Origin of the sequence: Shewanella canadensis (genome assembly GCF_003966225.1) — a bacterium.
Classification (GTDB): domain Bacteria; phylum Pseudomonadota; class Gammaproteobacteria; order Enterobacterales; family Shewanellaceae; genus Shewanella; species Shewanella canadensis.
The window spans coordinates 383,331-397,035 of the sequence record NZ_RXNU01000002.1; the positions used below are offsets into that span (position 1 = coordinate 383,331).

7 protein-coding genes are annotated in these 13,705 nt (G+C 48.7%); all 7 read left to right on the plus strand.

The features are described from left to right. Positions 1–413: 413 nt before the first annotated feature. The 7 genes from EKG38_RS05195 to EKG38_RS05225 all read left to right on the plus strand — a co-directional run bounded on the left by EKG38_RS05195 (position 414) and on the right by EKG38_RS05225 (position 13,533). Positions 414–2,699 (plus strand): nitric-oxide reductase large subunit, encoded by a 2,286-nt coding sequence (locus EKG38_RS05195; protein ID WP_126519194.1) that lies wholly within the window; start codon positions 414–416, stop codon positions 2,697–2,699. A 233-nt stretch (positions 2,700–2,932) separates the two neighbouring features. Continuing rightward, positions 2,933–4,486 carry a nitric oxide reductase transcriptional regulator NorR gene (norR, locus tag EKG38_RS05200; protein ID WP_126519195.1) on the plus strand — a complete coding sequence of 518 codons (1,554 nt, stop codon included), beginning with the start codon at positions 2,933–2,935 and terminating at the stop codon, positions 4,484–4,486. A 129-nt stretch (positions 4,487–4,615) separates the two neighbouring features. Further along, a complete protein-coding gene (locus EKG38_RS05205) occupies positions 4,616–6,052 on the plus strand; it encodes a M16 family metallopeptidase (RefSeq protein ID WP_439332645.1) in 1,437 nt (478 codons plus the stop codon). Next, complete coding sequence (locus EKG38_RS05210; protein ID WP_126519196.1) at positions 6,049–7,611, plus strand: M16 family metallopeptidase; 1,563 nt, start codon at positions 6,049–6,051, stop codon at positions 7,609–7,611. Before EKG38_RS05205 ends, EKG38_RS05210 begins: the two co-directional genes overlap by 4 nt. 66 nt (positions 7,612–7,677) lie before the next feature. Further along, on the plus strand, positions 7,678–8,832 hold the full coding sequence (gene zapE, locus EKG38_RS05215) for a cell division protein ZapE (RefSeq protein WP_126519197.1): 1,155 nt from the start codon (positions 7,678–7,680) through the stop codon (positions 8,830–8,832). A gap of 194 nt (positions 8,833–9,026) precedes the next feature. Next, the gene (locus EKG38_RS05220; protein WP_126519198.1) at positions 9,027–11,114 is read left to right on the plus strand and encodes a methyl-accepting chemotaxis protein; all 2,088 of its coding nucleotides are present in this window, start codon (positions 9,027–9,029) and stop codon (positions 11,112–11,114) included. 178 nt (positions 11,115–11,292) lie between these two features. Next, on the plus strand, positions 11,293–13,533 hold the full coding sequence (locus EKG38_RS05225) for a DUF6351 family protein (RefSeq protein WP_126519199.1): 2,241 nt from the start codon (positions 11,293–11,295) through the stop codon (positions 13,531–13,533). Positions 13,534–13,705 lie beyond the last annotated feature (172 nt).

A 13,705-nucleotide genomic window follows, 5' to 3' on the forward strand; every position in this document is an offset into this window, starting at 1 on the left:
AAAATACAAATTTCAATTAATTTTAATACATAAAGAAAGAATCAACACCTTAGCGCACCAAAACACATCAAAACTTAAAAAAAACCTTTACAAACAACAAGATTAAAAAAAATAAAAACATTTAAATGGGTAACAAACCAGCCAATAACCTCACTAAGCGTAGGTTTATACAGAGAAGTAACACCTATCCATTCGAATGTGACATTTATATGTATATGTCCAAGTATAGCTAACTACGAGTAAGTATCAAAATGACATCCTGTGTCGTTAGGACACTAATTACCACTGTCCAAATGACATACACCAACCTGCCAAAAGCAGACAAATCAACTACAAAACAACAGGTTATAATTATGGCACAACAAATGCTAAATCTCTGATGCCTGATATCAATGACCGCGCTAAGAGGAAATATGAGCAAACTAAAATTAACCGCAATCGCACTCATCGCCGTGCTAATTGCTTCATTCACTGTACTACTGAGTATAGGCAGTGATATTTATCGAGAGAAACCCCCGATCCCAACGGCATTTGTCTCAACCAACGAACAAACACTCTTCAGTAAAGATGATGTCGAACAGGGACAGCTGGTCTGGCGCTCTATGGGCGGCCACCAGCTAGGTTCAATTTGGGGTCATGGCTCATACGTCGCTCCCGACTGGACTGCAGATTGGTTGCATCGTGAGGCGGGTGCATGGCTTAACATCACTTCGCAGGAACGTTTCAATCAAGATTTTGACTCACTTAGTAGCGAAAGACAGGCGGGATTAGAACAGCTATTGCGTGAAGATATTCGTCACAACACGGTTGTCACCAATGCCGACGATACGACTAGGGTGACCCTATCTAAGACTCGTATTCTGGCCATCGAGGAGATAAGCCAGCACTACCTTTCTCTGTTTGGAGACGATCCAAAGCTCTCTACGCTCAGAGAGCAGTACGCCATGAAAGAGGGCACAGTTCCTAGTTTAGCGCGTCGCGAACAGCTTAATGCCTTCCTCTTCTGGGGAGCCTGGGCTGCAATTACCGAACGTCCCGACCTTAATTACACCTATACCAATAACTGGCCATTCGATCCTCAACTCGGTAATACGCCAACCTCGAGCAATATTGTCTGGTCTATCCTGAGTATCGTCACCCTGATCGCCGGTATCGGCGGACTCGTTTGGTATCACGCCAGTGGTAAGCATGAACCTCTCCCCGAGCCTGCCGCTCAAGATCCTCTGTTTTTCAAGAAACCCACCCCTTCACAAAAAGCGGTCGGTAAGTACTTCGTTACGGCCATTGGCCTCTTCCTGTTACAGATACTCCTCGGAGGCATCACGGCTCACTATGCGGTAGAGGGTCAGGAGTTTTATGGCTTACCGCTGGCCGAAATTCTTCCCTACTCGGTCACGCGAACCTGGCACACCCAACTCGCGGTATTCTGGATTGCGACCACCTGGTTAGGCACCGGCCTGTATATCGCCTCCGCCCTCTCCGGTCACGAACCTAAGTACCAACGTCTGGGCGTCAACGTGCTTTGGGCCGCGCTGGTTGTGGTGGTTCTGGGCTCTATGGCGGGAGAATGGGCCGGCGTTCAGCAATACTTCGATCTGGACATGAACTTCCTGTTCGGCCATCAGGGTTACGAATATATCGATCTCGGCCGGGTTTGGCAGGTGCTGTTACTCGGTGGCCTGTTGATCTGGCTCGGGCTGGTGACGGCAGCTATCCGCCCGGCACTTAAAAACCAAGGCGAGATGAGCCCTGTGATCTGGGTCTTGTACTCCTCTTGTATCGCTATCGGCTTGTTCTACGGTGCCGGCCTGTTTATGGGTAAACATACCAACCTGGCGATTGCCGAATACTGGCGCTGGTGGGTGGTTCACCTTTGGGTCGAGGGTTTCTTCGAGACCTTCGCCACTTCGGTTATTGCACTCATGTTAGTACGCCTCGGGCTTATCCGTACCCGAAGCGCCAATGCCGCAGTACTCTTTACCACCTTGATCTTCCTCACGGGTGGATTAATCGGTACCTTGCATCATCTCTACTTTACCGGTGCACCCACCTCTGTGGTTGCCTGGGGCGCTATCTTCTCAGCATTAGAGGTCGTACCGTTAGCCATCATAGGCTATGAAGCGGTAGAGAGTTATCGTATGCGTCAGGCCGCGCCATGGATGATCCGCTACAGATGGGCCATCATGTTCTTCGTGGCCACCGCATTCTGGAACTTAGTCGGTGCGGGTGTACTTGGCTTCTTGATCAATCCACCCATCGCCCTGTACTTCATCCAAGGGCTGAATACCACAGCCACTCACGCCCACGCCGCCTTTATGGGAGTCTACGGTATGTTAGGCATAGGCTTGATGCTGTTCTGTACACGAGGTCTAACGGGTCAGATGCAGTGGAATGAAAAACTACTCAAAGGCGCGTTCTGGAGTCTGAATATCGGTTTAGCAGGCATGGTATTCATGTCACTGTTACCTGTCGGTATCACGCAGTTCTTCGCCGTCATCGAAAATGGCTACTGGTTTGCCCGCTCACCCGAGGTGATCCACAGCCCACTCGTCGAGACACTGGTCTGGATGCGCGTTCCCGGCGATGTAATTTTCGGTATCGGTGGTCTGTTTATGGGCCTGTTCTTCTTCGATATCATTAAGAAGGCTATAGGCTCTAAAACCCAGACTGTGGAGGAGGCTGTCTCAGCAAACGCTTAATTTACCACTATTTGTTCACTGTTGAGGGTCGTTCGCGACCCTCTTTTTTATTGACTAAATGTATTAATGACAACATCATTAAATGTCAATATGACAATCATGCCTCACTCAGGTATCTTACCCTCTCGCAGTGGACCGAACACACTATGGTCTGGCGACAAACAGCCAATGACGCAGAGCGTGCAAGGCAGTGATATAAACAACAGTGAGAAAACCCACCGGAGATCTAAAGCATGGCCTTGAGTCAAACAGAGCTAACCCGTATTGCACTCGATATCACCTCGGGTCTGTCTAATCGAGACCGTTTTTCTCGCCTTCTCGATATCATACGCCAAAACCTCAACTGTGATGCCGCAGCTTTGCTCGCCTTTCAGGGCCAGCAGTTTATTCCTCTGGCTATCGATGGACTCAATGCAGATGTGCTTGGACGGCGTTTTCTTGTTGATGAACATCCCAGGCTGGAAGCAATTGCCCGCGCCGGCGATGTCGTCAGGTTCCCCGCCGATAGCGATCTAGCGGATCCCTATGATGGCTTGATCCCAAATCAGGGGGATGAGCTTAAGGTTCACGCCTGCATCGGCCTGCCCCTCTATGCCGATGAGCGTTTAATCGGTGCCATCACTATCGATGGCTTCGATCCCGACCAATTTCAGAAGTTCACCAATAACGAACTGAGAAGCCTCAGTGCGATTGCCGCAGTCTCACTCAGCAACGCCCTAATGATAGACCGACTCGAAAAAGCGGCGTTTCAGTCACAAGACTCGGGCACGGCAATGAGCGTCAATATCACCACTGATAGCGATGTTGAGATGATCGGCCAGTCACAAAGCATGCAATCACTCAATGATGAGATTAAGGTTGTCGCCTCGACCGATCTTAATGTGCTTATCTTGGGTGAGACGGGAACGGGTAAAGAGCTTATCGCCAAGGCGGTACATCAGGGCTCGGAACGTAAAAATTCCCCCCTGGTCTACCTCAACTGCGCCGCACTGCCTGAATCGGTCGCCGAGAGTGAGCTGTTTGGCCATGTAAAGGGGGCCTTTACCGGCGCCATCAGTAACCGCAGCGGCAAGTTTGAATCTGCCGACAAAGGCACCCTGTTTCTGGATGAAATTGGTGAGTTACCCCTGACCTTGCAGGCTAAACTGCTCAGGGTCCTTCAGTATGGTGATATTCAGAAAATAGGCGATGATCGCAGCCGCAAGGTCGATGTGAGAATTATTGCCGCCACCAATAAAGATCTGAAACAGGAGATCCTGGCGGGCCGTTTTCGTGCCGATCTCTACCACAGACTCAGCGTCTTCCCGCTGATGGTGCCGCCACTGCGTGAGCGAGACGATGACATTACTCTCCTGTGTGGCTATTTTGTCGAACGATGCAGGCAAAAACTCGGCATAAAAAACTTAAGCCTCAGCCCAACAAGCCTGAGCCTTTTGAAACAATATGATTGGCCGGGAAATATCCGGGAACTGGAACACGCACTCCATCGTGCGGCCGTGTTGGCGAAGTCACAGGCGGTCAATGATCTGCCCCAAATTCTGCCTCAACACTTCGATATACCGGGACAAGCCCATATCAACAAGGCCCAACCCTCTGATGCAGTTTTGAGTCCTTTTCAAAGCTCACTCACGGGCAGTCTGAAGGATGCCACCGATGAGTTTCAGGCACAATATATTCGACATGCCTTAGCTGAAAACCGCGAGCAGTGGGCGGCAACGGCGCGTCAGCTCAAGGTCGATTCTGGCAATTTGCATCGATTAGCAAAACGGCTGGGACTCAAGAAGTAGCACAGTGCCAATTGGAATTAATCCCATAAAGCTGATATAAATTTGTTACCGATAGATTAAATAAGCCGTTAAATGAAAAAGGGAATTGTCTCAAGCGCTAAGGCCATCACAGGCCCAATGAATGGCCTGATGTATCATTCGATCACGGGTCTATTGATGCTGGTCACCTCGCTCACCACAGCGGCATTGTTTGTCCCTGTGGTCACGGCCAATGAATTAAATTTGCAACAGATGGCCGCCCCCCTGTATCGCACAGAGAAACAGATCACCTTTCATCGGCTAGACAATGGCCTTCAGCTCAGATTACTCCCTTTAGCCGACAGTCAGCTAGTTTCACTGGCCAGTCAATTCAGTGTTGGCTCCAGAGATGAGACCTCGGGTCAAACCGGCTATGCCCACCTGTTTGAACATATGTTATTCAAGGGCAGTGAGAATGCCCCGGGAGATAGCTACGCCCAAACCATGAGCGCATTAAGCGGGCAATTTAATGCATCCACCTTCTTCGATTTCACCAACTACTACCTGACGATCCCGTCAGAAGCACTGAAACTCAGCCTCTGGCTGGAAGCCGATAGATTTATTCGCCCGGCGCTAACGGATAAAACCGTCAAGAATCAGCAGGACACAGTGCTCGAGGAGATGGCGACCAGCATAGATAATCAACCCTACGTTCGTAAGGCGATGGAGTTTTTACTGACTCAGGCCAAAGACACACCCTATGGTCATGCGGTGATAGGCAGTCGGGAAGACGTTAAGAATGCAACTACTGAAGCACTCACAAAGTTCCATCAGACCCACTACCGCCCAGATGCCATGCAGCTGAGTATCGTTGGCCGTTTTCCTGACAGCACATCACAATGGGTGAAAGAGGAGTTTGGCCAGTGGCAAAACCCAGTTCAGGCACTAAAAGCGCCCCTTAATATGCAATTTGAGAACAGTCCTGTACATGCAGAGGTTATCGATGAAAGGGGGCCATGGCCCGCACTATTACTCGCCTGGCATACTGTTGGGCAGACGCACCGTGATGCCGCCGCAATATCTCTGTTAGAAGACTATCTTTTTCAAAATCGCAGCAGCTTGATTAAGCAGAGCGGATTAACCGATCCGGATCAACTGCTCACCTATTCAATCCCATTGACGATGGAGCAGATGGGAGTGACCAACCTGGTTATGGTCCCCAGAGCTAAAACCTCACTGGATAGGCTAGCCAACAATGTAGAACTGGCGATAAAGTCCTTGGCCACAGACGGCATATCCGACGAGGCCCTGTCTCAACTCAAGGCAAGCTGGCTCAACAAGCGATTGCAACTCATTGAAAGGCCATCACTACTTGCCAGAGCACTCTCGGCGACCTTAGCTCAAGATAGCTTAACGCCGTTAACCGGGCCATGGGAACGTATCAATGCCGTCAGTCCGACTCAGCTACAAGCCGTTGCACAAACTTACTTTTCTCAAGGTTATGTCAGGCTGGATCTGCTGCCACCTTGGTACATTCGCTGGACTAAGACCTTGCTCGAATGGTTTCCAACGGGGATGAGTGACACTCTGGAGGATCTCGTCTTATGATGACAATTGAGCTAAGTCAGTTCAGGGGGAAAGCAATATTACTCAACCTGATACTACTAATACTACTAATAGTGCCGATAGTCGGCTGCCAGCAGACAAAGTTAGTGTTCACCGACACGCAAGAACCTGTCATTTCTAAGTTTGTCCCCCTCAAAGGCGCACCTGAACTATCCCCTACCGCTAAATTGGCGGACGAGGATGAGAGCAAGCTTAGGAATACTCAACCTAGAGTCATGCCATTAACCCCAAGTTTCACGCTGCATCAGTTTCCTGCCAGTCACTCAGGATTGCATTACATCAATTTAGTGTTGATTAACTCACAGCGCCCATTTAAGGATATCGACGTACTCAACACCGCACTCTATCAGAGGGCAAGTTGGTTATCGGCCAAGAAACCGCTGTCGTGTATCGAAAGCCTGAAGGTAAGAGCTGGCATGCATAGCATAGCGCTGCAGATGGCCTGCCCAACCGAGGAGATAGGATCGGCACTCTCCATCTTGGCCGCGAGCTGGCAAGATAATGCCTTCGATGAGATAGATATCGATACCGTTCGAAGGCAGTTAAAACTAAACAAACATATCAGTGCCTTTACGGGCTCGGAGATAGAGAAGGTCTGGGCCAGAGAGATACTGGGTGAACGCCATCCCTATAACTTGGCCCTGAACAACCAAGAGCTGCTGCAAGCGCTCACACAAGCCGACTTAATCGACATACAAGGTGCCATATTACCGGACTCAAAATGGCACCTGCTCATTTCGGGTGAACATTCGGCTAATCATTCGGATAGCTCAGAGTCACTCGACAAGCTCGCGCTGAGTTTAGCAAACCAGCTACCGCAACTCCGTTCAACAGGCACACAAGCCGCGATCGACTCCTCAACAGTTAACCATGAGAGCTCAGGAACACTTTCGAAAAAACAGCTCTATCTTATCGACGCCCCCGGCGCCGTTCAGACTCAGGTCAGAGTCGGATATCGATTGCCAATCGAGTCTGGTCAGTTAAAGCTGAGTAACGAACGCCTATCCGGTGATCCCCTCACCTGCCACACGTTGGCAAGTTGGCTGGGCCGAAGTTTCTCTGGTCGCCTGTATTACGATCTGAGAGAAAAACGCGGCTTAACCTACGGCATTTACGGTCGATGTTTCGACAACCCTCAGTCCCGAACACTGAAGTTTTATGGCAGTACCCAACTTCAACATACCGGCGCCTTCGTCTCCGGCATACTGGAACATCTCAAACTCGCGATGAGCGAACCGGTGCAAGCGACTGAGCTCGACGCGATTAAGACCTTCGAGAAGAGTAAGCACATACTGGCTAACAGCTCCATGGCGGCGATACAGGCAAGTTACATCAAGCGGCTGACGTTAACTCAAAGCAATGGGGATGTGCTGCGTCAACAGGAGGCAATTGCCAGACTATCGGCTCAGAAGTTACAACTGATGGCGCAAGCCATCTTCGACTCACCGCCAACCATCTTACTCCGCGGCGATGCCGACCTCATCATCGAAGATCTTAAAAATAAACTCCCCGATTGGCAGATAAACATGATCACTCCCTAATATGAACAGTCCCAGACGAAGGGAGCTGATATACTCTCAGCCCCTTACCGAAGCAAGTATCATCTCATGACTTTATCGCCACTCGAACGTTACCGGAGACGATTAACCCAAGTAGGCTTTGCCTATGATCCGGTACAGGAGCGAGCAGCTGAGCAATTGGATAGCTTGTTTAAGCAGGTCATCGCTTTTCCTCACCCCGCCAAGTCAGCAGACTCAGGATTAAAGGGCCTCTATATTTGGGGGGATGTTGGTCGCGGTAAAACCATGTTGATGGACCTGTTCTGTGAGGCGGTATCTGACTCTGGGGCTCAACCACCGCTAAGATTACACTTTCATCGATTTATGGCTCGTATTCATAGGGAGATGTTGCAGGAATCGGGGCACAGAGAGCCACTAGCGCGTATAGCAAAACGCATCGCTAAGGAGTGCAGGCTTATCTGTTTCGATGAGTTCTTCGTCTCCGATATAGGTGACGCCATGATCTTGGGCAGATTGTTCGAAGCATTATTTAATCAAGGCGTGGTTTTAGTCGCCACCTCGAACACCCCGATCTCACGTCTATATGAATCTGGTCTTCAACGAGACCGTTTCTTACCCACAATAGCGCTACTGCAAGATCATAGCATTGAGTTTCACCTCAAGGGGGAGCAAGATCATAGATTACGTGACCTTGAATTTAAACAGATCTATTTCTTAAGCCAACAAGTTAACTTTGGTGACATATTTGACGAATCAAACGCTGGTTTTACCCATGAAAATGAATCATTACAGGTCTTAGGTCGCCCGATTCCAGTGATCAAAGCCAGTGAATCTCAGGCCTGGTTTAGTTTCGGTGCTCTGTGTGAAGGGCCAAGATCGCAGCTCGATTATATTGAGCTTGCCAGTCAGTTCGATACCTTGTTTGTCAGTGATATCCCCGTGCTTGGCGGCCGACCTAAATCTTGGATCCGTGCCAGAGGTACCGAAGACGGCGCTATCGCAACACAAACAGGTGAACGCCAATTATCCTATGCTGTTGGCGACGATCCTGCACGCCGCTTTATCGCTTTAATTGACGAACTGTACGACCAACAAGTAAACCTCTATCTATCAGCCGAAGTCCCCTTAGGCGAGCTTTATAGCGACGGTGCGTTAAACTTCGAGTTCAGAAGAACCTTAAGCCGACTGCAGGAGATGCAGTCGCAAGAGTATGCCGCAAACTCGAAAAGCGTGCTTTCTTAACTTAACCAATATTCAAACTTCCCCATTCAGAGGCTCTGAAAATCAGAGCTTCTCCTGGCAATGCTCCAGGCGATACATGCCCTTCAATAGAAACAGAGTAAAGATGTTGGTTTCACGTAATTTTTACTTCCAGTCCCCTCAGCTCAAGATAGTGAACTAGTATTGAAGATGTAGTTTTACCTTTAGGGGGCACAATGATTCAATTTTCCAGTATTCGACACCAGATCTTACTCTTTGGTTCTACAAGCTTGCTTGCTGTCGCCCTAGCCATCATCGGCTATGGCTACTTTTCCAACCAATCTCTGCGGCATGAAGTCCACGACAGTGTGTTGAGTCAGGCGCAAGATCAAGTGATAAAGAATATTAATTTATCCGCCCAGCAAGAGGCATTGAAAATCAATGCCGCATTCGACCATGCCATGGATATTGCAACCTCAGTAGCAGGGGGCCTGTTTCCAGAAGCTCCCGGTCTTAGCCGCGAGCAAGTCAACAGCATGCTTAAGAATCTGGTCGAAAATAATCATGATATTTTAGGCATATATACAGGATGGGAAGCCAACCGATTCGATGGGCTTGATTCCGGTAATACCAACAACCGCTACTCACTACCCGGTGGTAATTTCGCCCCCTATTGGACACGTTCAGCATCAGGCAAAATTGATATTCAACCTTTAAGCGACTTCTATTCAGAAAAGCTCTCGGCCACTGGAATAAGGAGCTCCGAATGGTATCTGTGTCCTATGGAGAGTCGCTCGCCGTGTGTTGTCGATCCCGCCTCATATGAAGTCCAGGGAGTCGATACGCTGTTAAGCTCGTTTGTCGCACCAGTTATACGTGACGGTCAATATGTCGGTATGGTTGGCGTCGATTACTCACTAAACTTCTTGCAGCAACTAGCAACACAGGCCGCCGATAATCTTTTTAACGGTGCCTCAAGAGTGATAATCCTCAGCCCCAGAGGACTTATCAGCGCCGATAGCCGCAATAAAAACAATATTAGCAAGTCAGCCAACAGCTCAGATATCGGCCAGCTACTTACAGACAGACAAAAACAGCAAGCTTCGATCACAGATAGCAGTATCATCGCCAGTAAAACTTTTGCCGTCACAGGTACAAATACCCAGTGGGAAATTTTAATCCAGGTCCCCAAAGAGCTGGCATTAGCTGAAGCCAATGCCATTGTTGAACAGCTGGAAACTGGCTTTGCCGCTAATCTTAGCGGACAACTCCTCGTAGGTTGTATCGCCGCCATTTTTGGCATGCTACTCATATGGCTCATGTCAGGCTCAATCAATCGTCCCATTCGTGAGTTAGTCGACGTGGTAGCCAACTTAACTCAATCGGGTGGCGACTTAACTCAAGAGATAAAAATATCCCGGCGCGATGAAACTGGCCAGCTCGCTACTCACCTCAATACCTTTATCGAAAACGTACGTTCCATAGTTTCGGATGTCGCAAATAGCATGAGCGAGCTCACCCACAGCGCCGAGCGTAATGCGGCCCTTTCAGAATCTGGCAGGGAACAGATCAGCACTCAACAGATGGAGATAGAGCAAGTCGTCACCGCTACCAATGAGATGTCATCTACAGCCCACAGTGTCTCCGATAATGCCCAGGTAACAGCTGACTCAGTTTCAACCACCCAAGAGTCTGTTTCAAAAGGCCAAGAGGTGGTTCAAGCCAATGCAGAGGGGTTGCAGTCTCTGTCTGAACACGTCAACCATGCATCTAATGAAATTATTGAGTTAGAGAAGCAAACTGAGAGTATTGGCTCCATCTTGGATGTTATTCGAAATATCTCAGAGCAAACCAACCTATTAGCGCTCAATGCGGCTATTGAGGCAGCAAGAGCTGGCGAACAAGGACGAGGCTTTGCTGTGGTTGCCGATGAAGTAAGAGTGCTGGCCACTCGAACCGCAGACTCTACCGATGAAATACAGCAGATGATTGATACGCTTCGAAGTAAGAGTAAGCAAGCTGTGAATACCATGAGCGAAAGTAGAGTGCTGAGCCAAACCTGCTTAACTCATGCGAATCAGGCCGTAGAAGAACTCAATGAAGTGAATAATCAGAGTAGTAAGATCCAAGATATGGCGCATCAGATAGCCAGTGCGGCAGAGGAACAAGCGGCTGTGACCGAAGAGGTAAACCGCAATATTGTCGCTATCAATGACGCGGCAGAATCTTTAGCTCAGGGGGCTGTGTCGGCTCAAGAGGAAAGCAGCAGCTCAGCCAGGCTCGTCGATGAAGTTAACGAAAAAATTAATCATTTCCGCTACTGATAAACGCTCAATATCAGGTTATTTAACCCCCCAATAAGGCTCGAGTTTCGAGCCTTATCTCCAACCTCAACTTGATTTCAATTGGTAAATACAAGGACATTCTTCCATAAAATTGTTTGCTTTTTTATCAAATAGAACAAGACTTAAAAGGAGTATTATAGAGACATGGGGGTTATCAATGAGCCAAAGACTGTTAATTATTTTATCTGCTCTGGCACTTCTTATCGGCGGCTGCGAACAAGACCCTTTGGTAAAACGGCAAGTGAAAGCTGTGGCTCCAATGAACCAAGAAAATACACTATTACAGATAGATAAGCACATAAGTCTCACACCCAGACCAGAAGAGACTTTCTCTTTCCCTATACAACTCGGTGAAGTCGGCCCCGCCGATAGTCTCTACTCCGGGCAGCGACAATATCCTTTTTATTGCATGACATTGGATGCCGGTCTGGGGCAACCTCTAGTCGATAATGAGGAAGGCTATGGAGTACCGGTCTACGATGGCAACGAGCAGATTATTGGCTACAGTAAAGACTGCCTCATCAGATCGAGATTGGATTACTACTATGCAGTGACTGGCGATGTAGATGATGACTACGCAATCAAACCCTACGACATAGATAACCCACCAGCAAAGTCCAGCATCGCGCATATAGAGGTTGCGGGGAAGCTCGTCCCTGAGATCTATCGCTTAGAAAGAGGCAGCATCAACCGCTACGTCTATCATATCGTCATGTTAGTGCCCGAACATGGCTTGGGTAACCGCAATATAAAACAGTTCTGGAACAAGAAGCTGCTCTATCAATTTAAAGGCGGCTCCAGCATCGGCTTCAGGCAAGGTCAGATTGGGGCGGAGCGATTTATCGGCAGACGGAGATCTCTCTTATCACAAGGATACGCAGTCATAGGTTCCAGTGGTAATAACACCAGCTACTCCTACAACATGCTCTTGGCCGAAGATATTGCCAGGAGAGTAAAGAAACAATTCACCTCCCTCTATGGCGAACCCATATATACCTTGGGCATTGGCGGCTCGGGTGGAGCATTAGCCCAATACCTGATAGCGCAAAACAGTGAAGGAATACTGGATGGGTTAATGCCGCTATACAGTTATCCGGATATGGTCTCGCAATCAATTTTCATACTCGATTGTGACTTGCTACAGCACTACTTCAATATTACAGCGAATGACAATGACAAGTGGCGGGACTGGGAGCAGAGAGAAAATATTGAAGGCATGAATGGCATCAATGATTTCGAGCACCCCTATACCTTTCTGGTACCTCTCAATCAACTGTTCGCAGGAGCATGGCCATCTATGCCTAACGGTAGCAGCGAATGCGTCTACTCCTGGTTTATCGCCTCAACTTTCTTCTATAACCCCAAGCAGGGCTATATTAAGCCCTTCTTCTCTGACGATGTGAAAGCTCAGGTAAATTGGACTTACTGGCAAGACTTAGCACAGATCTATGGGGTCGATAACAATGGCTTCGCTCGCACGACCTGGGGCAATGAGGGAGTTCAATATGGCCTGATGGCACTTCGCCGAGGTGACATCAGTATCGAAGAGTTTATTCACCTCAATCAATACATTGGCTCCTGGGTTCCTCAGGATAAGATGCAAAAAGAGACGGCGTTTACGCCATTGGGAATGAAATTCCCCTTGTGGTTAAGCCTTTGGAGTCGTAATAACATTACCGAACCTTCTCCCGATATTGCGAAGAGAAAACCTGCCGATCCGGAAGCGATCATTAATGGCTATCGCTATGGACAGATCTTTATCGGAAAGGCGGAACTGCCTATCTTAGAGATCCGCCACTACCTGGAAGATGAGCTCAATATGCATCATACGGCCGCCTCTTTTGAGAGCCGTCTCAGGATCCAGAGTTATCAGGGCCATAACGATAATCAGGTTATCTGGATATCCCACAAGGACTACACCCCACTCAGGGAGGGGGTTGAGTATTTAGATCGCTGGCTAATGAGCTTAAAAGCCTCTGATGACAAAGATCCTGTGGCTGCGAAACCCGAATCGCTACGCGATGCCTGTATAGGTAGTCGGGGAGAGATACTATTCGAAGGAGATAATGTGTGGGACGGGGAGTGGAACAACCGCTTACCGGGAGAGTGTAGTAAAATATTCCCTAACTACAGCAATATTCGGGTTCAGGCGGGAGGTCCATGGGCGGGCAGCATCTTTAAGTGTGGCCGGATCCCGGTTACCAGTGCTATAGCAAATGGTACCTATGGTGACATATCTATGACCCCATACCTGCAAAAGTTAACATCGATATTTCCTGATGGCGTCTGCGATTATAATCAAGGTGACATAGCCAGACCCGATATGGGATTAAGCCCTATGCTGCACGCAAAAAAGAACCCTAAGATCAGATACAGCAATCAGGCTCAAGCCAAATAACGATTGAACCTCAGTACAGCCCCTCATCCACAGGAACAGGGGCTATAACTAAGCTTATTCCAGCCTCAAGAGGAGCCATTCTTCTCCGCATTCGAAGTGCCCGAACCAACTGGACAAAGGGGGGATTGCAGTTATCCTTAATTATATCATTTCGGATAATCAGAGAAGCATA